Below are 24,976 nucleotides of genomic sequence, written 5' to 3' on the forward strand. Positions count from 1 at the left end.
AATTTCCATGCTATTAAGATTGTCAATTAATGCGTTTGTAAAATTTCAGTAACTTTTACCACATCAATCGCCTGTCCTGTCCAACGCTCAAAGCTTAACGCCGCTTGTCCGATAAGCATGCCGTAACCGTCTGATGTTTGTGCACCGCGCTCGGCAAAATGCTGCAAAAACGGCAGCGTGCGTCCGTACATCATATCGTAAGCATAATGACCGCTGAGCTCGTCGCTAAGTGGCAGCGTATCGCCTGACAAACCAATCGAGGTGGCATTGATAATGATATCAAACGCGCCGCTTAACTGATCAGTGGTACAGGTTTTAATCTGCTGCTTAGCAATCGTCTCACTTGCCGCGCTAAGATCGTTGACCAAGTTTGTCGCCTTGCTCAATGTACGATTGGCAAGGGTGAGATCGCTGATACCCGCTTCAATCAACGGCAATATTACCCCACGCGCCGCGCCGCCTGCTCCGATAAGTGCCACGCGTGCGTCCTTTAGTGGCCAGTCCAAGCTTGTGATGTGATTGACCAATCCTTGCCCATCGGTATTATCGCCATATATCGCTTCTGCTATCGACGCGCCATTTTTTAACAGCGTCTTATTCAGCAGTAATGTATTGACTGCGCCAGCGACTTTAGCGTGCTCAGATAAGCCGCCACGAGCCACGCAGCAATTATAAGCAACTTGTTTAAAAGGTACGGTCACATTGGCACCGACGCCGCCGCCTTGAAAAAACGCTTCAATTACCGCAGTAAAACTTGCCGCATCATCAGGACAATACTGACGCTGATAGCTAATCTCGATACCTGCCTGCGCTGCAAATTGCGTATGGATTTCAGGGGATTTACTGTGGGCAATCGGATTGCCAATAACGATAAAATGTTGGGTCATAAAAGGTCCGCTGGCTATAAGAGGTAAAGTAGTGAAGAGGCAAAACAGTGGCAAAATTAACAGGCGATAATTTATAAAGACTAGATAACCCAATTATCATAAGGGATAACGCTATCTTTCACAAACTTGTGCTGCGCCAATAAATCGCTAATTAAAGAGTGTTTTTACCTCGTGAGGTCTTTAACAAATCTGTACCCTGTGGGAGTGCTATCCGTAACGTAAAGGGTGGTCAAGTGTTAAGCAGTTGGGTAAACTAGGGAGCATCAATATTTCTATTGGCTTGGGTTTTACTGACTACTATAGTCTAAAAAGACCAGTCGATAACAGAGTGTATAAATATAAAAAATTATCAGACATTGTTCATTATCAGCGGCATCGCTGCCCGCTCGTTAATACCATTTTCAGACCTTTATAAAAGTGTGAGTAAATTGCCCATGTGGAATAATAGCCTACAGACCCTTATGGTCAGTACGATAATGGCAGTTGGCGTGTCTTTGAGCGCCTGTGATAGCAACAAAGAAAGCGCCACAGCCGCTGAAGACGCCAGCGCCGAGAAGAGCGAGCAGGCCGTTGCTGAAACGACTAAAGAAGAAAATACCACCGCGCACGCTGACTTAGATGGCGCAACCGCCCAACAAGGTACGCCAGTAAAATACGATGTTGCCTCATGGGGCACGGGCAAAGTAAAAACCCTCAACGTCGATGAGCTGAGCGAGATAAAGTCAGCGTTTGGTAAAGTGGTCAGCACCGATGAAAACAGCTTAGACTACGCCAGTAACCCGGCGTCCAAATATCGCTTTAAGAAGGCCGACGCGCCCTATTTAGACCTGATTGATTCTGAAAAATATCTCGAGCTTGGCTGGTATTTTGCCAATCCGACAGATTCCGATAATGAAAAAAAGCTTAGTAAAAACCATGCCAAAAAATCTTATCAGCTGGCGCGCCAACTAATGGGTGATGAAGGCGGTAAGCTGGTCGCTGATATGCTCAACGGTCAAATCGTCAAAAATAAAGTCATCGGCGGTCAAAAAGTAGAGTTGGCAAAATGCGAGTTTTATAGCTGTATGCTGGTGATTAATAAATCCGCTGCTCAAACCGCTGATAAATAAGCGGGGCTAGCCTTAATGTCGCCCAATAGCTGGATATTCTTACATCCATCAAACGCTACCGTAGATGCTACAAAGCTAACTATGTCATTAGACAATCGCGGGCTGGCATACGGCGATGGTTTTTTTACCACCATGGGCGTCATTAATGGGCAGATATTGTGGGTAGACTATCATTATCAGCGCCTAGTCTCCCATGCGACAGCCTTACAACTTCAGCTAGACAGCGACGCATTATTAACAATGTTAAAAATCCATGCCAAGCAATTACAGCAAGGCATGTTAAAACTTATCGTGACGCGCGCTGCGCAAGATATCCGCGGTTATGGCTATACGTCAAATACTGGTGGCAGTGCTTGCGAGGTTTGGCTTAAATCTTCACCGATGAGTATTGCCATTGTGCAATATCTGCCTCTCTCTAATGGACAATTCATTCCGCTACAACCTGCTGCCGCCGCCATTTGCTTATCGTCGCAGATTGCTTGCCTACCGCCACCGCTTGCTGGATTGAAAAGCTTAAATCGTCTGGATAATGTGTTGGCAAGTGGTGAGCTGCACGCTATCAAAGCCAAATTATTGGAAGATAATATTAAACCAAGCATTGGCGAAGGTTTGCTACGCGATATGAGCGGACACTGGATTGAGGGAACGATGAGTAATGTGTTCTATCAATTATCACAATCGTCGGTCGCAAAATCGCCCAATCGTACACATGCTCAAAGTAACAGCAACTATCTGAGCGCTGGTCAATGGTATACGCCATCGATGGCGCAATCAGGTGTCGCAGGGGTAATGCGGCAAGTAATTATCGATAGGTTATCGACTAGCAACAACCCCGTTATCATCAGGTCGTTACAAGATGAGGATTTACCTCATTTAAGCCGGCTATTCTTTTGCAATGCACTGCGCGGTATTATGCCAATGACCAGTTTGGCTTTATTATCGGGTGAAATGGTTTATTTTGAAGCGACTTAATCTTATTTAGAAATATTAAATTTGGTGTCAATAAAATCAGCTGCGTATAAAATAACGTCTTCATTCCGATAAATATCTTGCGCTTTTAATAGTGCTTCTTGCTCGTTCTTTGCCAACACTTCCACGATGTTACTTAGCATCTCGACAATCTCTATCTGAAAGGCTTTCTCTACCTTCTTATCTTTTCCTATCATTGCTCTTCTCAATACACGCTTATCAAAATTTCTTTAGCATTTATATCCGCTAGCTTAGCAAAGGCACTTAAAAAGAAGTGATCGTCTTTTGTGACAAAGACTTGTGCGATATAGCAAATCGATCAATGATATTTTTTCAATCATAAAGGTTAAATAGCGCCTTTTAAAAGGAGAAATATCGATGCGTCCAATTTATGAAGAAACTAGAATTCCAATACAAATCCGTCGCTTAAGTATTTTTATAAAAATTTGTCGCAAAGCGAAAGCGCGTCCTTATAGCAATATGTATTTGAGTACTAAATCCCAACTAGCATTTAGCGTTATGTATTTTAAGGATAGTAAAAAATATGTAGCTTACGGCGGAGTGTTTGAATATTCGTATATATTAGATGAAGGCATTAAATATGATTTTGATATTCCGATACATAGTGATTATCCAATGTGTGCCATTACTGTCAAAGGACAGCCCTTTACTAAACCTGCTCGTACACCATTAGGATTACTGAAAGACTGGAATAAATATGTACAGAATAAAGTCAGCAACTCATTTGAAGATGACTTGAACCCTATGTTTTTACTACATGGTGAGTTAGGTAAATCCTACGTTCCTCATAGGTTTTATGAGATTTTGGTATCGAGTGCAGATTTACCTCTTTGGGATAATAAAAACACTTAATATAATTTGCGATATTGCCCACGACCGATAAATTCAATAATGCCTTTATCGCGTAATACTTGTAATTGCTGACGGATTTTATCTTTAATATGGTTGTTTTCAGGATGTTTGAGTTTTAATAAATCGGCAAACGCATAAACTTGATTGAGAGAAAAATTAGCATCCAGTCTATCGATACACTGCCAAACATCCAACGTCCAACCACGTGTCTGCTGTGATTGCTTACGTAGAAACAAGGTTTTTTGAAATTGCTTGGTGACATTATCGCGTGGTATGACTTGCTGGTCTTTGACCAAAAATACTTTTCCCGATTCGGGCACTTTACGCAAATCAATATTACAGCCGACCCAACCAGCGCGCTTGGCAGTGACGGATAAGGGTTTGCGTTTTATAATCATGTCCGGCTTAAAGAACTGTTTGGGAATGATTAAAAAGTTATTCACGCTCAATGCTTGGGAATACGTTAAAAAGAAAAAGTTTGGATTATTGTCACTGTTGATACGTTCAATCATGGTGTCATAAGCGCCATCATTAATAACGTGACTTAATTTTGCCTTTTTACTTTTTAGCTCATATTCCTCGCTGCAATGTCTGCAATAAAAATCAGCAACAGGCTTGCCGTTCGTAAATTCAGCCAATGGTTCGGCGCTGCAATTAGGGCAATAACTTTGCTTAGCGACCCAATCTTCACTCAGCACTCTAATGATTTGGCTTGGTGACTTATAGTTTTTAGCAAGAATTTGATTGAAATTTAGATTCATAATAAGTTTTCGTAACCAATGGGCAAGCGTGGAAATAACGATAAAAGAGTATAAATATTAAGCCATCACTCTCAAGCCAAATAGTAAGTTAATCGATAAGCTAAGCAAATACCATTGAAAATCGCCCAGTTCAATGCTAAATTCTAGCAAACTTCTGCCTCGCGAGTTGCCATGAGCAAGCCAACACCTGAAATACCGCCTGAACGCCCTGATGAGTCACCGATAAATGACCATAATGGCACGGCTGATCAATCTGTCGACACCACAGCGCTGGACAAGAAACCCGTTATTGACGACGTCGCCGCAGAGGAAGTACCGGCGACAGATATCTCGCTCATTAGCGGTGACAATAAACCGCGCCATTATAAAGCCGATAATCCGTCGTTTTTTATGCAGCGCGGCTATCAGGTATTGCTGGTGCTTGGGCTGATTGCAGCGTTTTTTTTGGTGATGGTTTATCAGACGTTGTTTGGACGTATTGAGCAGCCGCAGCAGATGGTGACGATTGAGGCGGGTCAGACGTATTATGGGCTACTGCCGCAGTGGCAGCAGCAGATACCGCTGTTTTCTGCCAGCGTGGCTAAGTTGTATATCAAATCACAAGTCGATGGTCCACTGCATGCCGGTATCTATCAATTACCAGCAAACCCTACCTTTGCTGAAACGCTGCACGTGCTTGGGCAAGGGGTAAAGTCGGCGATGGTAAAAGTACAAATCATCGAAGGCAAAACCTCGAAAGATTTATATCAGGCGCTACGTGATAATAAAGGCATCAAAAAAGAAGTGCTAACCGATGAGAGCGGTAATGATAGAGACAATGCCAGTATCGCACAGGCATTGGATTTGGTCGGTATCTTGCCAGATTCGGTGGTCAATAGTAATGACCCTATCGTTAATCACAATCTTGAAGGTTGGTTCGCTCCTGATACTTATTATTATGGTGAAGGGAGCACGGATAAGCAGGTGCTGACTGATTTGTATAAACGCCAGCAGCAAGCATTGACCAAGGCTTGGGAAAATCGCGCCCCTAACTTGCCTTATAACAGTCCGTACGAAGCGTTAGTGATGGCATCGATTATCGAAAAAGAAACCAGTGTGCCAGAAGAGCGTCCTTTGGTGTCGGCAGTGTTCAATAACCGTTTGAACAAAAGCATGCGCATGCAGACCGATCCGACCATTATTTATGGCATGGGTAGCCGTTATGAAGGCAATATTCGTCGTAAAGACATCGATGAAAAGACGGCTTATAATACCTACCAAATCGATGGTTTACCGCCTACGCCAATCGCCTTGCCATCTGCTGCCTCTATTGAAGCAACCTTGCATCCTGCCGATAGTGAAGCGTTATATTTTGTGGCGACCGGTAACGGTGGTCATAAATTTACCAATAGCTTAAATGAGCATAACCAAGCGGTAAAGGAATATCTAAGCGTCATGCGTCAGAAGAAAGCACAAACGCCGCCGCCGTAATTTAATCCTCTATATTTTCCAAAAACCCTATCGTGTAATGAGCGTTATGCAGTTGTCTATATAAATATCTATATAACAACATAATGCTCATCAATGACATAAGGTCATATCATGTCAGCATTACCAGAAGAAGAATCGCAAATAAATTCGCCTAAGCACTCTATTAATACAGCGTCTACTAATACAGCGTCCATTCAAGGGCGCTTTATTAGCTTTGAAGGTACTGAAGGCGTTGGCAAGACCACCGCTATCGAGCAACTTTGCAATCAGCTGCAAGCAAAAGGCATCGACTATCTGCGTACCCGCGAGCCTGGCGGCAGTCCGTTTGCTGAGCAATTACGTGCTATTTTATTAGATCCGAATACCACGATTAATGATGATACCGAGCTGCTACTTATGTTTGCCGCGCGCTGTGACCACTTACAGCAAGTAATTTTGCCAGCGCTGCAACGCGGTACTTGGGTGATATGTGACCGCTTTACCGATTCGACCGTGGCCTATCAAGGCTTTGGGCGTGCTCATGGCGATAGTATTACACGCGCTAAAATTGAGTCGCTTATAAGTCAGTTTGTCGTACAGTTACCAGAGCTAACCTTATGGTTAGATTTGCCGATATTAGAAGGCATGGCACGTGCCAATAAACGTAGCGCTGCTGACCGCTTTGAGCAGCAGGCAACTGAGTTTTTTACTCGAGTTCATCAAGGTTTTAGTGTCCTTGCTAGCGAGCAACCTGAGCGTATACAGCGTATTGATGCTTCAGGTAGCGCCGAGGAAGTCAGTCAACGTATTTGGCAGACGGTTCAGGAGAAATTTGCTCTAAGCTAATGCTATTTTAAACCTAGCAGATTAATACTATTTATCATTATTATTCTGACGCTAAAGTAATTAAGCAAAAAGCCCCAACTTAGCAGTTGGGGCTTTTATAGTTTATGGGAAAATTTTTAAAAACTGCTCTAGTCTTTATTTATATCAATGCTATCAAGGTTATCAAGGTTATCAAGGTTATCAAGGTTATCACCACTGGAGTCGGGTAAACGATTAGGGTCAAGCGCACCTTTTTTAGTTTTTGGTGCGCTGCCATTACCGTTGGTATTGCTAGAGGTCTTGGTTTTTGAAGTCGCTGTCGAATTATCTGACATTACCCCTTTAGTTCTATGAGCATTGGTAACGTTAGTAGCATTATCAGCGCCAACAGAATCAGACCCTGCCATTTGAGTATTTACTTTTTTAGTATTAACGTCTGATGCTTGAACTTTATTAGGCGTATGAATAACAGTATCTGACTGATTTTCTTGCGCAGTTTCTGTATCAGCGTCCTTTGTTACCTCTTCATCGACTTCTTTAGCTGTTGTTGTAGGTTCCGGCATTGTAGATTCATTACTAGCATCCGTGAGCTCTGTTTCTTGACGCTTTTCAGGCGCTTTCGAGCTGGACTCAAAGCTGGCATCTGCCGCCGCACGCGCTTGCTCTTGTTTCGGTGTGACATCGACCGGTTTTGGCTGTACTTCATCATCGACGACCAATGAAATCAGCTTACGATCACGTGGTACGGTACCATCGAACTTATCGGTAATTACGTGTAGCTTACCTTCTTTGTCGACGGTATAAAGCGGTACGAATTGCTTGTTATCGGCTTTATATTGCTCAAAGCTATAGCTGTCAGTAATGTTGGTGATTTTAATACGTGCTTTTTTCGACAGCATACTGGCAAGCTTGGTATAAGTAACATCTTTGCCAAATAACCACTGCGAATGGAAGTTGCCTTGCTTATCATCGCGCTCGCTTCTGACTTTCTCATCACTGAATTTAAGGCGATAAAGTTTTCGCTCGCCGAACTCATGACGATAATGAATCTCGGACAAGGTATTCATCTCTTTATCCATACTCATGGCAAACAGACGCCCGATACCGATAAGGTCTAAGTGATGATCGGCATGGTCAGAGATGGGATTACCAAAGTAGGTGCGCAGACCGCTCATGCGCGCGCGGGCAATATTGGTGTAGTTATTGTGCGCGACGATGACATCGAAACCTTGGTCCTTTAAAGAAGTCGCGACCAATAAAGCGATAGGGTTGGAGCCAACGACTAAGATACCATTGGTTTCAGGCTCACGTACGCCCAAGAAATTACCAACCATTTTTGCACCCAAGCCTTGAATCATTACCGTCCCAATAATGACCAAAAAGACCAAGGGAACCAGCAGCTCAACGCCTTGAATATCATACTCTTGCAGGCGAATGGCAAACAGTGAGGAGATAGCAGCGGCGACGATACCGCGCGGGCCAATCCAGCTAATCATCAGCTTTTCATTGGTTTTTAGATTGGAGCCAATAGACGATGCCCATACTGATAAGGGACGCGCGACAAACATTACGATTGCCAATAGCACCAGTCCTGCAAAGCCCACACTTAACAAGCTTTCCAGCTCAACACGTGCAGCAAGAATGATAAATAATACCGATACCAATAAAATAGTCAGTGATTCATTAAACTCTAAAATCGTCTCACGCGGGAATTTTGGCCAATTAGCCAATGCTACTCCAAGTACAGTAACGGTTAATAAGCCAGACTCGTGCTCTAAATGGTTGGAGATAGAAAACAGCAGCAGCACAAAAGCAAGGGTAAAGACATTGCGTAAAAACTCAGGAATCATATGGCGGCGCATTAAAAACGCTAAAGCCCATGCGCCCGCTAAGCCCATTGCTACTGCTAATACTACAATTTTGGCAAACAGCAAGATACTACTGGCTTCACCGCCTGAGATGATATATTCATAGACCAATACCACCGCAATAGCGCCGATAGGGTCGATGATAATGCCTTCCCATTTCAAAATGTTAGAAATAGTTTTATTGGGACGCACGCTGCGCAGCAACGGCATAATGACTGTAGGCCCGGTCACACAAACCAGCGCACCGAATAGTAAAGCAATCAAGGGGTCGACATCAAACAACAGGTAAGTCGATAGCGCCACGATGGCAATGGTAATGAGAACGCCGACCGATACCAGCATCTGTACCACAGAGCCGTGTTGCTTAATCTCATCAAACTCTAAAGTCAGCGAGCCTTCAAATAAAATAATCGCCACGCCAAGCGAGATAAAAGGGAACATCAGCTCGCCGAGCACCAAGTCTGGGTCAAAAGCGCCCAATATCGGGCCAACAATAATACCAATTAATAGTAAAAACAAAATGGACGGTTGCTTTAAATACCATGCCAACCATTGGGCGGCAATGCCAAGCCCAACCACGCCGGATAACAATAGGGCGGTATCCATAAATTAATCCTTTTATAATCTTGTAATATTTTATATCTATTAAGAGGCGCGCCACAGGCTATAGACGCTGCTGTCGTTAGCTGTCGAAAAACTCGCCTGAATGAGCGGTCGCACATATCTGTCACCGCCGTTCGATAAAATCCACCGCTGCTATGCATCAAAACATCAATCAGTAACATCAGTGGCAGCATGAGCCACACAGCCCTGCTCAAAGCAAAGCGAGATATGATATAGATACGATATCGCAGTAAAGACAAAAGCTTCCCCAGATTAGTAAGCATAATCTAAAAAAGCAAAAGATGAAAAATAAGGTGATAATAGCTAATCTAACAACCTAATGACCTACAAAAATTAACTTTTGTTTGTCATGTAAATTATTTGGTTTGTTATCATAACATGATTTTATTTTATGTATTTCGAGGCTCTTTTTTCTAAGCGCTCTGAGCGGCTTTATATCTGCCCATAAAGCTTTATCAAAGCAGCTACTAAGTGCATGTTATAAATAAGGCATACTTGCGTTATTTTTTAGCATTGCTAGCATAGTATGACTAACATGGTAAGAAAACGGAACTATTCATCATATAAGGATAACTATCTAATAACAGCATTTTAAAAACAGGTTTAAATAATAGTATATTGTTGTAAATGCTAGAAGTAAGTAATGACATTAACCATTCTTATAATAGAAAAGAGAAAGTTTTATACCATAAGTCTAAAATGGACTGTAAACTAACAAACAGTCTGCCTTGCATTGCTTGAAGCTTATGATGAAAATCTGTAATAGAAGGTCATTAAGTGACTTTTTAATCTAAAAATATAAATACTATTTCTTTGGAATTTAGTGAATCAGCAAGCTAAGCCACAGTTATTAGAATAAATAGAGTAGTAAAATACATTGAGAAGTTACGCCAAAATTATGCTTAGTAACGGTCCTATTTAAACCGTTTATAGCAACTAGTTTATAACGACTATAAGGCCCATTATATGGAGGGTAACATGCCTAAAAATATGCCTATCAATATGTCTAAAGCACCAACAAATACGCGCAACTTGACGCGTTGGTTACAGCAGAGCACCTTGGCGCTTGCCGTAGCCACTACCATGGTTGCTGGTATCAATATAGCTACCGTACCGAGTGCTGAAGCTGCCGTTACCACTGCAGATTTTTCGAGTTTGGTTCAGCAAGTTACCCCAGCGGTAGCGCGCGTAAATGTGACCAAAACCGTCAGTGAGGCTGAGCTTGCCAAAGCCCAGACCGCTGAGCTGTTGCGTAAATTCTTTGGCGATCGTTTGCGTATTCCTGACCAAGCAGCGACACCAGCGATTGAGCATGCTTATGGCACGGCATTTTTTGTCACCGCTGATGGCTATATGCTCACCAACCATCATGTAGTGGCAGGCGCAGACAAAATAAGTGTGACGCTCAATGACCGAACCGAGCTTGATGCGACTTTAGTGGGCAGTGATGAGCGCTCTGATGTGGCGGTATTAAAGGTCACTGGTCGTCAGTTCCCTTCGTTGCCAATCGGTGATTCCAATGCTTTAAAAGTAGGGGAGCCGGTATTGGCAATTGGCTCGCCTTTTGGTTTTGATTATTCGGCATCGGCGGGTATTGTTAGTGCTAAGTCACGCAATTTTTCGCGTGAAACCAGTGTGCCCTTTATCCAAACTGATGTTGCCTTGAACCCTGGAAACTCAGGTGGTCCATTATTTAATCAGCGTGGCGAAGTTATTGGGATTAACTCGCGTATTTTTAGCGGCACAGGCGGTTATATGGGGCTGTCATTTTCCATCCCGATTGATGCGGCGATGGATATTTATGAGCAGCTAAAAAATAATGGTGAGGTCGCACGCGCCTATTTGGGCATTTATCCACAAGATATTGACCGTAATTTAGCTGAAGCTTATAACTTGTCACGTCCGCAAGGGGCGTTATTGACGCGTGTGTCACCAGATTCGCCAGCACAAAAAGCAGGGCTAAAATCAGGCGACATTATTTTAAAATATAATGATATCCAAATTGTGGAAGCGTCAGACTTATTAAACCTGATTAATCGGGCACGGCCTAATGATACATTTCGCGTTCAGATTCAGCGCGATGGTAAGCAATCTATCGTAACAGGCAAACTCAGTAACGCCTCAAATGATATCCAATCACAAAGTTCTGCTCAGCAAACTAACGGCATAAGCTTAGGATTGGCGCTGCGCAACTTAACGCCAGAGGAGCAAAGAGAGCTGGCGTCTGATAATAAGACGGGTGTATTGGTCACCGCCATTGAGCCGACAGGATTGGCGGCACGCTCGGGCATATTGGCGGGCGACGTCATTACCAACTTGCATCAAAAACCCATTAAAACAGTCAACGATTTTTCTAGCGCCGTTTCATTATTACCCAAAAAAGGGGTGGTGACGCTTGAGATGATGCGTCAAGGTATTCCGGGTATTATCGGTTTGCGGATTGAGTAGAAAATACAGAGTAGTGAATCGGAGCTATTAGCATCATAAATGATGATTAAGATAAATAATGACGCGATAATTGGCTTGCTTGTATCGCCCGACCATCGATGTGTTTACGATTCGTTAAAATGCCTGAAAAGGTTTTATCCATAATCAGTAATTACGCTACACTGACTGTTTAGCTTTCAGGCTAGGCTTGAAGGCCAAATAATGCCAAGCTTACATTGAAATCTCCTCGATATTTCCTCCAAGATTGGTATGATAAAGTAGCGCTTAGCCTCTCAATCGATAGGCGATTTTTTGCTTTATAACGAGCTTAGGAGTTAATTGATTGATAGCGATAGAGCCAAAATATGCTACACTAACAGGCGTTTTTATGGCTAACCCTCAATCAGATTGGCAGCAGATAAAAATAGCGTTCATGACGTTATTATAAATCATGAGTATCACCATCAAGCAAGGTATAGCCTCTAACATTATTTTCAATAAACATAAATCATTATGCATTTATATTTATGATGATTATTTTTATCAAGGCACTTGCACACGACTTATCATGTGATAGCTTTAATAAAAGCTAGGATAATACAGTAAGGCACGGTTATGAGCACAGCATACGACGATATCAAAACCCGACTACAAGGCTCAATGGTAGCCTTGGTAACGCCCATGCATCCTGACGGCACGGTCGATTATAAACGTCTGGCAGACCTCATAGATTGGCAGATTGAGCAGGGCACGCATTGCTTGGTCGCTGTCGGCACCACTGGTGAATCAGCGACTTTGTCGATGCAAGAGCATAGTGATGTGATTCGCTATTTTGTCCAGCATGTTAAAGGTCGCGTACCTGTGATTGCAGGTACTGGCGCTAATAACACGATGGAAGCGATTAAGCTGACTCAAGATGCTGCAGATGCGGGTGCAGACTGTGCACTATTGGTTGCCCCTTATTATAATAAGCCGCCACAAGAAGGCTTGTTTCAGCACTACAAAGCCATCGCTGAAGCGGTAAAGATACCGCAAATGCTCTACAACGTACCGGGTCGTACTGTTGTTGATATCGCTCAAGAAACGGTTGAACGCCTCGCTGATATTGATAACATCGTCGCTATTAAAGATGCCACCGGTTCTACGATTCGCGGTGAGCAATTAATCAAAGCGGTCGGTGACAGAATGGTGGTGCTATCTGGTGATGATGGTACTGCTCTTGAATTGATGAAACTGGGTGGCAAAGGTAATATTTCGGTGACTGCCAACGTTGCCCCAAAAGCCATGAGCGAAACCTTTAGTGCAGGTTTACGCGGTGATTTTGATGCTGCTCATAAAGTCCATGATGTGGTAAAACATTTACACCGTGACTTATTTATCGAATCAAGCCCTATCCCTGCCAAATATGCTCTACACAAAATGGGTATGATAGATACAGGTATTCGTCTGCCATTGGTATGGCTAGCTGAAAAGCACCATGCAACGATTGATGAAGCCTTGATTCGTGCCAACTTACTTTAGATTTTCGTAAATTCAATAAAAATACTGCTTATGGTTTAGTAAGATTGTATTAGATATTTTAACTATAAGCGCGTTTTCCAAATACGTACCAAATACGCAATAACGGCTAACTCAGAGAGATAATATGATCAAAGTATCATCAACCCCTGCAAAGATATTCCCGACGCTGCTAACGGTAGTTTTGGGTAGTACGTTGGTATTGAGCGGTTGCCAAGCGACAAAAGGCGTTTTTGGCAAGCGTGATAACGGTAGTCTTGAGTATCAGCAAAGCAAAAAACTGGCACCATTACAGCTACCTGCTGAGCAAGAAACCGCGCCATTTGTGCCGTTATACCCAACCCCTAGTGCGGGCACAAATACACTAAAGTTACAAAACGAGTCAGGTAAGCAGTATCAATTGCCAAAACCTCAGCGTGCTGTTGCCGTTACCCAAGTTTCAGAATAAACCCTTTTTTATCCCTATCTGTACCGCTGGTTTTTTATTATGGTTAAGTATCCTTTCTTAGCACCTTAATATAAAGCGCTTAGCGGTCGCTGCGCGTTTTTACCACATAAGCTTGAACGAACAGGAACTCCCCTCATGCAAAAGCAAGAACTGCTGTATAAAGGCAAAGCCAAATCTGTTTATGAAACAGAAGACAACGATCTGCTGATTTTACATTTCCGTGACGATACCTCAGCGCTTGATGGCAAGCGTATTGAACAGCTGGCCCGTAAAGGCGTGGTGAACAACCGCTTTAACGCCTTTATCATGCAAAAATTGGCTGATGCTGGTATCGAAACCCATTTTGAAAAGCAATTATCAGATGATGAAGTGCTGGTTAAGCGCTTAGAGATGATTCCGGTTGAATGTGTGGTACGTAATTTTGCCGCTGGTAGTTTGGTACGTCGTCTAGGTCTAGAAGAAGGGCAAGCATTGACACCGCCTACCTATGAGCTGTTCTATAAAGACGATGCGCTTGGTGATCCGATGGTCAATGAATCAATCTCTATCTCTCTTGATTGGGCTAATGAAGCACAATTGGCGAAAATGAAAGAGTTAAGCCATCAAGTAAATGAAGTATTAACAAAGCTGTTTGATGCAGGTGATTTGATACTGGTAGATTTTAAACTTGAATTTGGCGTATTCCATGACCGTATCGTCTTAGGTGATGAGTTTTCGCCTGATGGTTGCCGTATCTGGGATAAAGCCACTAAGAAAAAACTCGATAAAGACCGTTTCCGTCAGTCATTGGGCGACGTAATTGAAGGTTATGAAGAAGTAGCAAAACGTATTGGCGTGCCATTAAACTAAATATATCGAATACTTCAATATTTAAGTAATAAAAAACTGAGCCATGTGCTCAGTTTTTTTATGTCGTTAGTAATCTTATTTGTCTTTACGCACTTCTTTAATTTTTTTCGCTGCCAGCTCCATCGCATCTGCGGCTTTGTCAGCTAATGAGCCGACCACTTCTTTAGCTTTAGTCGTCGCAGTGTCTTTTAAAGAGGATTCTTTATTGTCTTTAGATTTAGAGTCATTGTCTTTACTGTCTTTACCTTTCTTATCAGAAGCGTCTTTATCTTCACTATTGTCTTTATCGGATGACTTATCGTCTTTGTTTCCATTCTTATCTGACGTTTTATCATCTTTTTTGTTGTCTTTGTTGTCTTTGTTGTCTTTGTTGTCTTTGTTGTCTTTGTTGTCTTTGTTGTCTTTGTTGTCTTTGTTGTCTTTGTTGTCTTTGTTGTCTGACTGATTATTCTGTTTATCGTTTTTGCTATTAGCATCTGTATTAGCATTATCGCTTTTAGAGTCATTAGCAGTATCTTTGTTTTTCACTGCTGTATCCTGATCCGTATCCTTTTCATTGTTATTGTGCTGCTTATTATTGTTCGCATTAGAGTTACTCATTGTTATATCCTTTTGATTATGTATTTTAGTATTGGATGTTTTTAATCTTGAATAGCGAGAGTCAAGATTACTATTAGAATGAGTTAACTGTCTGTATAGCATCAGTTGCAATAGGTAATAGCGTCTATCGTTTAACATCTTTCGGTGAGCTTTTATGCTAAATTTATACCGTTAAGACACAAATACCGTTACAAATCAAAAGGTCATCATTGATGCTAACGCCTAAGCCATCCGATACTCAGACTATGATTTTAGAACCTGTATGGTTTAGCCGTCCAACCTGTGTGGTTGCGGCTGACTTGATTGGCAAGGTTTTATGTCGGCAGCTAACCGATAATAACGGCAAGCAAAAAATACTGCGCATGCGTATCTCGGAAACAGAAGCCTACATCGGAGAAGGGGATGCCGCCTGTCATGCTCACGCCGGTACTCGTACTGTGCGTACTGAGATTATGTATAACCAAGGCGGCGTGTTTTATGTTTACCTAACATACGGCATCCATCATATGCTCAATTTAGTGAGTGGACCGGTAGAGTCCCCAGAAGCCGTATTGATACGGGCAGGCTTTTTCACAGAGGATAGCGAACGCTTGCTTGACGAGCAGTTACTGAGCGCAGATAAACCATTAAACCCTCTAAAAGAAATAAAACAATTAGCCGGTCCTGGCAAGTTGACCAAACACTTGCAAATCGACCGTGAGCTATACGGCAAACTTATTACGCCGGAATCAGGAGTTTGGATTGAAGACGATGGTTATCAGCCGCCAGTATCACTGCGTCCGCGGATTGGGATTGATTATGCAGGTGAGGCGAAAGATTGGTTATTGCGCTATATCTGGACCGACCATCCTTCATTATCTAAAAAATAGTAAATCTGTAGATGATAGTAATTTTTCTAAATAGGCTTGCTAGGAGTGATGTATGTATAAGTTGACCGTGTTTATTCCAGATGCAGCATTAGAGCAAGTAAAATCTGCTTTATTTGCAGCAGGTGCAGGAACGATTGGTAACTATGAGCAATGCTGCTGGCAGGTTCAGGGGACAGGACAGTTTATGCCATTGGCAGGCAGTCATCCAAATATTGGCACGCAGGATACACTTGAAACCGTCGATGAATGGCGGGTAGAGATGGTCGTTGCTACTGCTCATATTAAGCCAGTTATCGAAGCATTAAAGCAGGCGCATCCTTATGAAACGCCTGCATATGATGTGATTGAGGTACTAGACTTTTAACGTCCGATATTAATCTTATTTAATTTTAATCACGTTATAGCTCGGATAGCCAAGCTCGATTTTATAGTCTTTACCGCCGCGTCTGGCTTTTACTTTTATTTTACTGTCGCCTTTTTTATATTTGACGTCTTCAACACGGTAACCCATGCTACGTACTTTATTTGCAGCACGTTGTTCGATAGCAGGCTGATGAAGCTCTTTATCAATGGATTTGATATTCTTTTTGTGTTTCTTATAGACTTTATTGTCTTTATAAATGTCTTCGTAAAGGTCGCCGTAGGCATTGTAACCAGGTGCGGTAACACAGCCAGTTGTTATGGCTAATAATGCGGCAATCATACCGCTCGCAGCGGTGGTTTTTAATAAAGTAAGTTTTTTCATAATATCCTCTTATGATGTTAAAGGCGTTGTCATTGATGCTAAGTAAAATTGTGCTATCAAAAGCCATGCTATAAAAAATGGTCACGCAAACCAAGGGCTGGCTTATGTGACCAAAGGCACGAAGTAGTCAACGATGCCGAAATCTTTATCTAATGCATTTATACTTATATTATTTACTGCTAATCTCATTTACTGCTTAAAATATTTCATGCAAAATTTCAAAAAGCTTGAATGTTAGTCTTTCTCAACCTTAATGACATTTAAGTTTGGATAACCAAGTAAAATCTCATAATCTTGCGAACCACGCTTGGCTTCAATCTCAAACACGCCGCGGCCGTTCTTTTCTTCCAGCTCAATATCATCGACGCGGTAGCCCATCGATCTTACCTTGTTAATAGCACGTTGTTTAATAGCGGGATAGCGCGAATCTCTTTTGATGCTGTCTTCAATGCCATTGTTTTTATAACGCTTATTATTTTTATATTTGCCATTATTTTTATATTTGTCTTTCTTATAATCGTCTTTGTCGTATCTGTCTTTATCATATCTATCATCTTGCCAGATGCTAGTAGAGGCTCGTTTATTTGAGCTAATGAGTCTTAAATCAGGATAAGTATATTTTAGCTCATAAGTTTGATTGTTCTTGCTGGCAATGGCAGTGATGGCTCTATTACCACGATAGTTATCAGTGCGGATATCCATGACTTGATAACCTTTGCGGCGTAGGTCATTGCGCAGGGTTTGGTTAACGCGCTTATAGTCAACATTGCCATAATCGCTGTTACCGCCATATATTGGATAATCTTCGTAACCTGGACCGACAACGGCACAACCGGCAACTGTCCCTAGCATAGTCAGCGCCAAACCGGCAGATATTGCTGTCTTAAATGAGAAAGCGGGTAGAATTTTCACGATAAAATCTCCTTTGGTATAGCATATCTGAGTAAGGCACTGTTATGAATAAACCTTATGTTAATCAAACTTGTATTGAGTAGGCTTAAATTTTTAATAGTGACTGGTTATATATATAGGGCTAAAGACTCTATAAAAGGTTATGAAGCAAAGGAGTACGGAGCGACACTCTTACAGAATCGATATTTGTCTTTTAATCTTGAAATATTTTCTTACATACATATAGTAAGACTTAAAACTCATTAATACATGTCTTTGGTGTTAATAAGTTGTAAATTTTGCAAATATTTGCGTAAGCATCCGACACTTTAGGTGACCAAGGTGTTGCTAACTTCAGTAAATATCGATAACACTTTTAACATTTAAATAGTTTGTAGAAAATTATTAAATAGGTTGTTTGAAAATAATTCCATTTTTATCAGTATCTTGGATGATATTGCCTGTTATTGTTATAAGGGACGTAAGCATATGCTTACACGCAATGACGCTTACGCGACTTAACAAGAGCCTTATAATTTGACACTATACACACACGGCATAAGGGAATGTGACTCAAGGATTGAGTTGACCGTATTAAGGATAATAGTTCGATTTGCTGGCATCAGGATGATAATAGCAATTGAAATAAGGACACATGACCCGTGTTGCAGGCAGATAATGCCAATAGTAGTGTGAAGAAATGGGCAGGATGCCCGGCTATCACAATATACTCAATATCCTGCAAGGATGCAGTGATTAGAGTGGTGATGGGTAACAAGGATCGTTAACAATAAAACCGCATAACAATTAATTGCTATGCGGTTTTATCGTGTCTGGGTGTTAGCTATTTTACATCTTTTGTTTTTCATTCAAACCAGCTATCAAGTATTCTATACTGACAGAGCTATATATTGAGTACGATGATGATTGATATGCATAAGTATTTATTTATACATAAGTATTTATCAATGAGTAATGAACAATAAAAAACCGCATTATAATCAATGCGGTTTTTTTAATAAATTACTTATAAATATCTGTATTTACGACAAGGTTTTATAAGAGCAATTATTAATTAGTATTTGTTTTCATTACGCCATGTTTCAACTTCACGCTCAGCGTCATCTTTGCTATGACCATAACGCTCTTGGACTTTACCTACAAGCTTATCACGGCTACCTTCGATATGTAGTAAATCATCATCAGTCAGATCAGCCCACTTCTGCTTTACTGTGCCTTTCATCTGATTCCAATCACCTTTTAGGGTATGTTCATTCATTGTGATATTCCTTATTCTCGTTATTGCGTCTTCATGAAGCTGTTATGAAAGTTGAATCAACAGTTCGTATGACGCTTTAGTATGTAAATTATTATTTATGATTCTTATGACGCTTTCAGTACTGCGTTTCAGTACTCTACAACTAGCCAGTGGCTAACTTGTGCTACCAATATATGAATTTCAGCGGGCCTTGTCTGTATGGGCAATGTTTGCAGTGTTACTCGATTATGATAAAAGCTGCCACTATGTTATGGGTCGCATAGTTGTGTAATATATGGGGCGTTTTCTCAGCATGATACGTAAAGATTGACTGTTAATAATCTTTTGATTGCGTAGTTGAAGCTATTTGAGTATTTAAATATAGATTTATTGTTTAAATAGCTATAGCCTTATAGTTGAAATACCAAATACGTTATATGATTGATTAATCTACGGTAGGTTGACAGTGAATGCACTTAAATCAGTAAGTTCTACAAAAGCAGAATCGAAGCGTGATTTGGCAAAAGCAAAGACGCGCCATGCGCTTTTAAAAAGTGCCTTGCAGTTGTATAGCTTGGAAGGTATTTGCGGCCTAAGCATGAACAAAATCGCAAAAGGTGCCGGTATTGCCCAGCCAAGTTTTTATAATCACTTTGATAGCTTAGAGGTCTTGCAGCAGGTGTTGAGCGAGCAGCTTAAAGAAAACTATTTATCACCGATGCGTATAGCGTGGATAGATATGCTCAAAGACTATGCGATGCTGTCTAAAGAAGGGTTCAATCAGCACTGCCAACACTGCTTGACCATGATTTTTGATGCAGCGTTTCAGAATATTGCCTTATTTCAACGCCTAATTGAAGACAGCCTACGCTTTGATTCAAAAGTAGAGAATAAAGGCTTGGGAAGTCTAATCATGGAGATAAGAGAGGAGTGGACCAAAATATTTATGCAGGGATTGCAGTCAGCCGAGTGTTCTTTTAAGGTGTCTGAAGTTCATATCTGCGTTGATATCGCTGCTGCCCAAGTACATGAATTGATATTAGGCTGTCATCAACAGCGTTATTCACAGCAGCAAGCCATTGAGATGTTGTGCAAAAACTTTGATGGACTTTTTAGCAGTTTTTTCGTTAAAGATAAGCACAGAGTGGAAGGTTAGTTATTGAGTTTATCAATATTTAATTTTGGCCAATTTTTAAGATGAGCAAATCTATTACCCTTATAAAACTTATAAAACGGAATTTATATAGTGAAAGCGATATTAAAAAATAACAGGGAGCGCGACCATGAGTAGCGAACAGACCAAGACGAATGAGCAAACACATTTTAGAACCTGCAATCTATGCGAAGCGATGTGCGGTCTCGTCATCCAGCACGATGGTGACAAGGTGTTATCGATTAAAGGTGATAAAAACGACCCATTCTCCAAAGGTTATATTTGTCCAAAAGCAACTGCTTTACAAGATTTGCATGAAGATAGTGATCGCCTGCGTCATCCCGTTGAGAGAACCGCTAACGGTTGGAAAGAGATTAGCTGGGCTGAAGCTTTAGATAAGGTTGCCGCGGGTATTCAGTCGGTACAGAAAAAGCACGGTCAAAATGCTTTTGGTATTTATTTAGGTAATCCTAACGTCCATAATTTGGGTGGCATGTTAACCATTAAACATTTATTAAGCAGTATCAAGACGCGCAGTCGTTTTTCTGCGACTTCTATCGACCAACTGCCGCACCATATCGTCAGTATGCATCTTTTTGGTCATATGCTGCGCATCCCAGTACCTGATGTCAATCGCACCCAGTATATGCTGATCATTGGTGGCAATCCGCTGGCATCTAACGGCAGTATTATGACCGCACCGAATATGCGCCAAAAGCTAAAAGACATCAAAGCACGCGATGGCAAAGTAGTAGTGATTGATCCAAGGCGCACCGAAACCGCCGACATTGCTAGCGAGCATCATTTTATTCGTCCAGCAACGGATGTCTTATTATTGCTCGCCATGCTCAATGAAATCTATCTCCAAGGTTATGCAGACAAGGCACGTTCTAAAAATAATAGAGCGGTGGCGCTCGCGCCAGAGATTGAGCGACTTGCCGACTTTGCCAAAGATTATAGCGCCGAGTCCGTTGCTGATATTACTGGCATTGCGGCAATCGAGATTAAGCGTTTAGTAAAAGAGTTTTGTGAAGCTGAAAGCTCAGTCTGTTACGGACGTATGGGTGTATCGGTGCAAGAGTTTGGCTTATTAAGTCAGTATCTCATTATGGTCATTAATATTGTCACGGGTCGTTTGGATGAAGTGGGTGGTTTAATGTTCCCTAATCCTGCGGTCGATGTGGTCAATAACTCAGGACCAGGTTATTTAGGTAAACGCCATAGTCGAGTGAGTAACTTGCCTGATTTTAATGGTGATTATCCCGTCGTGGCGATGGCGGATGAAATGCTGGTAGAAGGGGCAGGACAATTAAAAGGCTTTATGACGGTCGCTGGCAATCCTGTCCTCAGCACGCCAAATGGTGAAAAGCTAGATACTGCGTTTGCAAACTTGGAATTTATGGTTGCGATTGATTATTTCGTTACAGAAACCAGTCGTCATGCCAATATTATCTTGCCGCCGGTATCGCCGCTAGAGCGTGACCATTATGATGTTACCTTTAATAATTTTGCTGTGCATAACGTCGCTAAATATTCAAAGGCTTTATTCGTTAAGAAAAAAAATGCCAAACATGACTGGCAAATTTACTTAGAGCTGGCAAAACGCTTAGATAAAAAAGCGCCACTTGCGACTAAAATTGAGCGCCGATTAGTCAATACTTTAGGACCGAAATTTATGCTTGATCAAGGTTTAAAACGTGGACCTTATGCAGGTATGACGCTAAATAAACTTAAGAAGTATCCTCATGGCATTGATTTAGGACCTTTGAAAAAGATGCTACCGCAGGCGTTAAAACATAAAGACAAGCAGATTCATCTTAATATTGATTTTTATCAAGCAGATTTAGAGCGCGTACAGGCGATGATGCAGGACTATGACGATAAACAAATTTCACTCATCGGTCGTCGCCATGTCCGTAGTAATAATTCGTGGTTACATAATAGCTATCGCTTGGTAAAAGGTAAGCCGCGCTGTACGCTTATGTTGCATCTAGAAACGGCGAAAGAATACGGTATCGAGGATGGTCAAAACGTAAGAGTTACCTCGCGCGTTGGTAGTGTAATGATAGTTGCAGAAGTCACGGACGAGCTGATGCCAAGAGTGGTAAGTATTCCTCATGGCTGGGGACACGGCCGTAAAGGCGTGAAACAAAAAATTGCGCAGGCGCATGCCGGTGTCAGTGTGAATGATTTGACGGACGATACCTTAATCGATCAGCTAAGTGGCAATGCGGCGGTCAATGGCGTACCTGTGCAATTGGAAGCGATTGAGCCAAAAGAGCTTGATTTGGATATCATCGATTCTGACGTTGATTCCGATATTGAATCAGGGAGCGCTGCATAAAATAGCTCTAAAATAAAAGACTGTAATGTAAAAAAAGGCACTTATAAAAGTGCCTTTTTTTACGTTTCTAATTTTTACGTTCCTAAGCCAATAAAATCAAAATCGACTGGCGGCGTCTCACCCTGTATCAATAAGCTGAGAGCTTTTGCAGAACCACAAGCATGGGTCCAGCCAAGCGTGCCATGACCAGTATTGAGCCATAAATTGTCGAAACTAGAGCTTGTATTGTGACTACCGTGACGGACTTGACCCTTATGCGCGCGACCTATCAACGGTACGTTTGATGGGGTCATCGGTCGCAGCCCTGTCCAATATTGCACAGAGTTAGCAATGATGCCTTTCGGGAATAACTGCTGCACACGGCGAGTGATGGCTTCGCAGCGCGTGCTATTTAAATCCAAATTGTAGCCGTTAAATTCTGCCGTTCCAGCAACCCGTAATTTGTCACCAAGGCGCGATGTGACCAATTTGAACTCATCATCAATGAGACTGACGAAGGGTGCCAGATGCGGCGCGCGCGGATTGATTTGATAGGTAGCAGAATAACCCTTGGCAGGGAAAATTGGCAGATGAATATTGAGCGGTTTCATCAGCGCAACGCTATAACTGCCAAGTGCTAGTACATAACTGTCCGCACTAAAAGTCTGCGCGTTTTCACCCTTGGGTCGAATGGTAATACTATGTATATGCGGACGAGCAGAATAAGCATCGGCACTTAACGCCAAAATTTCGGTATCATATAAGAACTGCACGCCAGCCTCGACGCAGCGCTCAGCTAAGCCTTGGGTAAATAAATGCGCATTACCTGATTCATCACGGCTGGTATAAGTCGCGCCTTTGAGCTTATGAGCGATGGGATAAAGCGCAGGCTCGAGGCTAACCACGTTATTAATATCTATCACATAGCGCTCACAGCCAAGCTCTTGCATGCGCTCCGTTGGCGCAATGGCAGCATCAAACTCAGCTTGATCGGTATAAAAATGCATGATACCGCGCGTTTGCTGCTCATAATCAATACCGATATCAGCACGCAGCTGTTGTAGTGCTTCTCGTGAATACAAGCCTAAGCGCACCATTTGCACCAGATTGGCATCGGCTTTATCTGCGCGGCATTCTTGTAAAAACTGTATCGCCCACTTAAGCTGCGCCTTATCAGCACGCAAGCGGTAGAGCAGCGGCGCATCCTCACGAAACAGCCATTTAAGGGCTTTCATTGGAGTAGCAGGATTGGCCCAAGGTGTCGCGTGCGAAACAGATATCTGCCCACCATTGGCAAATGAGGTTTGCATACCGGCGGCTGGCTCACGCTCAATGACGGTCACATCGTAGCCTGCTTGGCGAAGATACCATGCGGTGGTCACGCCCACCACGCCTGCTCCGAGTACCGCAATATGACTCATAAATTGCTCTGCTGCGTTTTTAGTAAAAGTGCTTTAAATAATGCTTACTGTTTCGTGTTGTTGATTACTTCACTTCACGCTATTTTTGGCGGGCGACATCCGCTTGCAGTGCTGGCGGTAAGTCTAATATCGTAAGCTCGCTGTCCGCTAAATGTTCTGGACGGGCAACGACCAATGCTTTAAAACCATTACCATTAATATTGTCATCGGCAATCGCATTAACTACCTGAATTTTTTCTAGCTTGTCGCCTGCTGCTGGTACATCACCTGTGCCGCTGACATAATGTAAGAAAGCTTTTGGTGCCGCTTTAAAGTAAATACGGGCAATCACTTCTTGACCCAAGTAGCAGCCTTTATCGTAATCCATACCACCACGCTGATGCAGGCGCAACTCTTGCGGTTGGAACTCACCTTGGGTTGCAGCGACTATCCAGTAGTTACCAATGGCAAGACTCGTTTGCATCCACGCTTTGGTGTCTGCTGGCGAGCTATGTTCTTCTTTATGGCTAAAGGTTGGCAACCCATCAAGCACGCAAGGATAAATGGGCGTTGGTGCACTGGTGTCGAATTTTGAAAAAGCGCCAAACTTTTTTAAATGGGCTTGGAAAGCCTCAACGCAATCAGCACTGATAACCACATCAAAATGCTTTTCTTCTTGTTTTTTAATCCATAGACCAAAATCGATGCGGCCTTTTAGATTGCTAAGCGCCGTTGCTTGATAGCTGAGTCCGAGCTTGGTGACATCAGAGGTCAACTGCCCTTGTAAGAATTTTTCCGCGTCTTCACCTTGAATGGTTAGCTGAGCAAATTGTGGCGATGTTGATGAAAATGTTGATAAGCTTGATTGAGTCATTATTGTTGTCCTATTTATCAGTCGCTATAGCCTCAGATATTAGGGTTAATACTGAGTAATTAAAGTGGTTGTTAACGTAGCTGTTAAAATAATACTTAAAGTAGTGTTTGAAGTTTTTGCCATCTAAAGACACATGGCTAGTAAATTAAATTTGGTTGAAGCAGAGTACCATAAAAAACCACGTGATAAAAAATGTCCGCTTTACCGCATAAGTAAATATGACAATTGGGTACAGAACAGTATTCACAACCTAAGC

At 42.2% G+C, this 24,976-nt stretch carries 24 protein-coding genes; 13 read left to right on the forward strand and 11 right to left on the reverse strand.

Annotated features, from left to right (window positions below):
- Window positions 1-26 precede the first annotated feature (26 nt).
- Complete coding sequence (gene aroE / locus FHS24_RS05440; RefSeq protein WP_183619540.1) at window positions 27-887, reverse strand: shikimate dehydrogenase; 861 nt, start codon at window positions 885-887, stop codon at window positions 27-29.
- A 434-nt stretch (window positions 888-1,321) separates the two neighbouring features.
- Between aroE and FHS24_RS05445 the strand changes: the two genes are divergently transcribed.
- The gene (locus FHS24_RS05445; RefSeq protein WP_183619542.1) at window positions 1,322-1,996 is read left to right on the forward strand and encodes a hypothetical protein; all 675 of its coding nucleotides are present in this window, start codon (window positions 1,322-1,324) and stop codon (window positions 1,994-1,996) included.
- 15 nt (window positions 1,997-2,011) lie between these two features.
- A complete protein-coding gene (locus FHS24_RS05450; RefSeq protein ID WP_183619544.1) occupies window positions 2,012-2,968 on the forward strand; it encodes an aminotransferase class IV in 957 nt (318 codons plus the stop codon).
- A 2-nt stretch (window positions 2,969-2,970) separates the two neighbouring features.
- Here FHS24_RS05450 and FHS24_RS05455 read toward each other — a convergent pair whose 3' ends face one another.
- Window positions 2,971-3,162 carry a DpnD/PcfM family protein gene (locus FHS24_RS05455; protein ID WP_221185020.1) on the reverse strand — a complete coding sequence of 64 codons (192 nt, stop codon included), beginning with the start codon at window positions 3,160-3,162 and terminating at the stop codon, window positions 2,971-2,973.
- A 181-nt stretch (window positions 3,163-3,343) separates the two neighbouring features.
- Between FHS24_RS05455 and FHS24_RS05460 the strand changes: the two genes are divergently transcribed.
- Window positions 3,344-3,838 (forward strand): hypothetical protein, encoded by a 495-nt coding sequence (locus FHS24_RS05460; protein ID WP_183619546.1) that lies wholly within the window; start codon window positions 3,344-3,346, stop codon window positions 3,836-3,838.
- Here FHS24_RS05460 and FHS24_RS05465 read toward each other — a convergent pair.
- A complete protein-coding gene (locus tag FHS24_RS05465) occupies window positions 3,835-4,599 on the reverse strand; it encodes a DpnI domain-containing protein (RefSeq protein WP_183619548.1) in 765 nt (254 codons plus the stop codon). The two genes, FHS24_RS05460 and FHS24_RS05465, sit on opposite strands and share 4 nt — an antisense overlap.
- Window positions 4,600-4,770: 171 nt before the next feature.
- On the opposite strand from FHS24_RS05465, the gene mltG reads away from it, so the two are divergent.
- On the forward strand, window positions 4,771-6,069 hold the full coding sequence (mltG, locus tag FHS24_RS05470; protein ID WP_183619550.1) for an endolytic transglycosylase MltG: 1,299 nt from the start codon (window positions 4,771-4,773) through the stop codon (window positions 6,067-6,069).
- A 192-nt stretch (window positions 6,070-6,261) separates the two neighbouring features.
- Entirely contained in the window at window positions 6,262-6,894 is a 633-nt protein-coding gene (gene tmk / locus FHS24_RS05475; RefSeq protein WP_227671694.1) for a dTMP kinase, read from the forward strand.
- Window positions 6,895-7,022: 128 nt separating this feature from the next.
- Here the strand turns inward: tmk and FHS24_RS05480 are convergent, their stop codons facing one another.
- Together FHS24_RS05480 and FHS24_RS05485 are read right to left on the reverse strand one after the other, a co-directional pair.
- Window positions 7,023-9,347, reverse strand: a complete 2,325-nt coding sequence (locus tag FHS24_RS05480) for a cation:proton antiporter (protein WP_183619554.1) — start codon at window positions 9,345-9,347, stop codon at window positions 7,023-7,025.
- Window positions 9,275-9,538 (reverse strand): hypothetical protein, encoded by a 264-nt coding sequence (locus FHS24_RS05485; protein WP_183619556.1) that lies wholly within the window; start codon window positions 9,536-9,538, stop codon window positions 9,275-9,277. The genes FHS24_RS05480 and FHS24_RS05485 overlap by 73 nt, the downstream gene beginning before the upstream one ends.
- 817 nt (window positions 9,539-10,355) lie before the next feature.
- On the opposite strand from FHS24_RS05485, the gene FHS24_RS05490 reads away from it, so the two are divergent.
- The 4 genes from FHS24_RS05490 to purC all read left to right on the forward strand — a co-directional run bounded on the left by FHS24_RS05490 (window position 10,356) and on the right by purC (window position 14,607).
- On the forward strand, window positions 10,356-11,813 hold the full coding sequence (locus FHS24_RS05490) for a Do family serine endopeptidase (RefSeq protein ID WP_183620065.1): 1,458 nt from the start codon (window positions 10,356-10,358) through the stop codon (window positions 11,811-11,813).
- 594 nt (window positions 11,814-12,407) lie between these two features.
- Window positions 12,408-13,313, forward strand: coding sequence for a 4-hydroxy-tetrahydrodipicolinate synthase (gene dapA / locus FHS24_RS05495; protein ID WP_183619558.1), 906 nt, complete (start codon window positions 12,408-12,410; stop codon window positions 13,311-13,313).
- 124 nt (window positions 13,314-13,437) lie between these two features.
- Window positions 13,438-13,758, forward strand: a complete 321-nt coding sequence (locus FHS24_RS05500) for a hypothetical protein (protein ID WP_183619560.1) — start codon at window positions 13,438-13,440, stop codon at window positions 13,756-13,758.
- Window positions 13,759-13,893: 135 nt separating this feature from the next.
- The gene (purC, locus tag FHS24_RS05505; RefSeq protein WP_183619562.1) at window positions 13,894-14,607 is read left to right on the forward strand and encodes a phosphoribosylaminoimidazolesuccinocarboxamide synthase; all 714 of its coding nucleotides are present in this window, start codon (window positions 13,894-13,896) and stop codon (window positions 14,605-14,607) included.
- Between the two features lie 75 nt (window positions 14,608-14,682).
- On the opposite strand, the gene FHS24_RS05510 is transcribed toward purC, so the two are convergent.
- Window positions 14,683-15,207 carry a hypothetical protein gene (locus FHS24_RS05510; RefSeq protein ID WP_183619564.1) on the reverse strand — a complete coding sequence of 175 codons (525 nt, stop codon included), beginning with the start codon at window positions 15,205-15,207 and terminating at the stop codon, window positions 14,683-14,685.
- Between the two features lie 212 nt (window positions 15,208-15,419).
- Between FHS24_RS05510 and FHS24_RS05515 the strand changes: the two genes are divergently transcribed.
- Window positions 15,420-16,076: a DNA-3-methyladenine glycosylase gene (locus tag FHS24_RS05515; RefSeq protein WP_227671680.1), complete on the forward strand. Its 657-nt coding sequence runs from the start codon at window positions 15,420-15,422 to the stop codon at window positions 16,074-16,076.
- 52 nt (window positions 16,077-16,128) lie between these two features.
- On the forward strand, window positions 16,129-16,440 hold the full coding sequence (locus FHS24_RS05520) for a YqfO family protein (RefSeq protein ID WP_183619566.1): 312 nt from the start codon (window positions 16,129-16,131) through the stop codon (window positions 16,438-16,440).
- A 15-nt stretch (window positions 16,441-16,455) separates the two neighbouring features.
- On the opposite strand, the gene FHS24_RS05525 is transcribed toward FHS24_RS05520, so the two are convergent.
- The 3 genes from FHS24_RS05525 to FHS24_RS05535 all read right to left on the reverse strand — a co-directional run bounded on the left by FHS24_RS05525 (window position 16,456) and on the right by FHS24_RS05535 (window position 18,991).
- Window positions 16,456-16,821 carry a hypothetical protein gene (locus FHS24_RS05525; RefSeq protein ID WP_183619567.1) on the reverse strand — a complete coding sequence of 122 codons (366 nt, stop codon included), beginning with the start codon at window positions 16,819-16,821 and terminating at the stop codon, window positions 16,456-16,458.
- A 234-nt stretch (window positions 16,822-17,055) separates the two neighbouring features.
- Window positions 17,056-17,733, reverse strand: a complete 678-nt coding sequence (locus tag FHS24_RS05530) for a hypothetical protein (protein WP_183619569.1) — start codon at window positions 17,731-17,733, stop codon at window positions 17,056-17,058.
- A gap of 1,054 nt (window positions 17,734-18,787) precedes the next feature.
- Window positions 18,788-18,991, reverse strand: a complete 204-nt coding sequence (locus FHS24_RS05535; protein WP_183619571.1) for a CsbD family protein — start codon at window positions 18,989-18,991, stop codon at window positions 18,788-18,790.
- 445 nt (window positions 18,992-19,436) lie between these two features.
- Between FHS24_RS05535 and FHS24_RS05540 the strand changes: the two genes are divergently transcribed.
- Together FHS24_RS05540 and FHS24_RS05545 are read left to right on the forward strand one after the other, a co-directional pair.
- Window positions 19,437-20,126: a TetR/AcrR family transcriptional regulator gene (locus tag FHS24_RS05540; RefSeq protein ID WP_183619573.1), complete on the forward strand. Its 690-nt coding sequence runs from the start codon at window positions 19,437-19,439 to the stop codon at window positions 20,124-20,126.
- A 127-nt stretch (window positions 20,127-20,253) separates the two neighbouring features.
- Entirely contained in the window at window positions 20,254-22,467 is a 2,214-nt protein-coding gene (locus FHS24_RS05545; RefSeq protein WP_183619575.1) for a molybdopterin oxidoreductase family protein, read from the forward strand.
- A 74-nt stretch (window positions 22,468-22,541) separates the two neighbouring features.
- On the opposite strand, the gene FHS24_RS05550 is transcribed toward FHS24_RS05545, so the two are convergent.
- Together FHS24_RS05550 and ygfZ are read right to left on the reverse strand one after the other, a co-directional pair.
- Window positions 22,542-23,867: a D-amino acid dehydrogenase gene (locus FHS24_RS05550; protein ID WP_183619577.1), complete on the reverse strand. Its 1,326-nt coding sequence runs from the start codon at window positions 23,865-23,867 to the stop codon at window positions 22,542-22,544.
- A 79-nt stretch (window positions 23,868-23,946) separates the two neighbouring features.
- Window positions 23,947-24,720 (reverse strand): CAF17-like 4Fe-4S cluster assembly/insertion protein YgfZ, encoded by a 774-nt coding sequence (gene ygfZ / locus FHS24_RS05555; RefSeq protein WP_183619579.1) that lies wholly within the window; start codon window positions 24,718-24,720, stop codon window positions 23,947-23,949.
- Between the last annotated feature and the right edge of the window lie 256 nt (window positions 24,721-24,976).

The sequence above is a fragment of the Psychrobacter luti genome (genome assembly GCF_014192115.1).
In the GTDB taxonomy this organism is placed as follows: domain Bacteria; phylum Pseudomonadota; class Gammaproteobacteria; order Pseudomonadales; family Moraxellaceae; genus Psychrobacter; species Psychrobacter luti.

Coding starts and splice junctions, on each gene's coding strand:
- FHS24_RS05500 (WP_183619560.1), top strand. CDS start 13,438: ATGATCAAAGTATCATCAACCCCTGCAAAGATATTCCCGACGCTGCTA.
- ygfZ (WP_183619579.1), bottom strand. CDS start 24,720: ATGACTCAATCAAGCTTATCAACATTTTCATCAACATCGCCACAATTT.
- FHS24_RS05520 (WP_183619566.1), top strand. CDS start 16,129: ATGTATAAGTTGACCGTGTTTATTCCAGATGCAGCATTAGAGCAAGTA.
- FHS24_RS05525 (WP_183619567.1), bottom strand. CDS start 16,821: ATGAAAAAACTTACTTTATTAAAAACCACCGCTGCGAGCGGTATGATT.
- FHS24_RS05545 (WP_183619575.1), top strand. CDS start 20,254: ATGAGTAGCGAACAGACCAAGACGAATGAGCAAACACATTTTAGAACC.
- FHS24_RS05480 (WP_183619554.1), bottom strand. CDS start 9,347: ATGGATACCGCCCTATTGTTATCCGGCGTGGTTGGGCTTGGCATTGCC.
- FHS24_RS05550 (WP_183619577.1), bottom strand. CDS start 23,867: ATGAGTCATATTGCGGTACTCGGAGCAGGCGTGGTGGGCGTGACCACC.
- FHS24_RS05455 (WP_221185020.1), bottom strand. CDS start 3,162: ATGATAGGAAAAGATAAGAAGGTAGAGAAAGCCTTTCAGATAGAGATT.
- FHS24_RS05485 (WP_183619556.1), bottom strand. CDS start 9,538: ATGCTGCCACTGATGTTACTGATTGATGTTTTGATGCATAGCAGCGGT.
- FHS24_RS05510 (WP_183619564.1), bottom strand. CDS start 15,207: ATGAGTAACTCTAATGCGAACAATAATAAGCAGCACAATAACAATGAA.
- FHS24_RS05450 (WP_183619544.1), top strand. CDS start 2,012: ATGTCGCCCAATAGCTGGATATTCTTACATCCATCAAACGCTACCGTA.
- dapA (WP_183619558.1), top strand. CDS start 12,408: ATGAGCACAGCATACGACGATATCAAAACCCGACTACAAGGCTCAATG.
- FHS24_RS05445 (WP_183619542.1), top strand. CDS start 1,322: ATGTGGAATAATAGCCTACAGACCCTTATGGTCAGTACGATAATGGCA.
- FHS24_RS05535 (WP_183619571.1), bottom strand. CDS start 18,991: ATGAATGAACATACCCTAAAAGGTGATTGGAATCAGATGAAAGGCACA.
- mltG (WP_183619550.1), top strand. CDS start 4,771: ATGAGCAAGCCAACACCTGAAATACCGCCTGAACGCCCTGATGAGTCA.
- FHS24_RS05460 (WP_183619546.1), top strand. CDS start 3,344: ATGCGTCCAATTTATGAAGAAACTAGAATTCCAATACAAATCCGTCGC.
- FHS24_RS05490 (WP_183620065.1), top strand. CDS start 10,356: ATGCCTATCAATATGTCTAAAGCACCAACAAATACGCGCAACTTGACG.
- FHS24_RS05465 (WP_183619548.1), bottom strand. CDS start 4,599: ATGAATCTAAATTTCAATCAAATTCTTGCTAAAAACTATAAGTCACCA.
- FHS24_RS05515 (WP_227671680.1), top strand. CDS start 15,420: ATGCTAACGCCTAAGCCATCCGATACTCAGACTATGATTTTAGAACCT.
- aroE (WP_183619540.1), bottom strand. CDS start 887: ATGACCCAACATTTTATCGTTATTGGCAATCCGATTGCCCACAGTAAA.
- purC (WP_183619562.1), top strand. CDS start 13,894: ATGCAAAAGCAAGAACTGCTGTATAAAGGCAAAGCCAAATCTGTTTAT.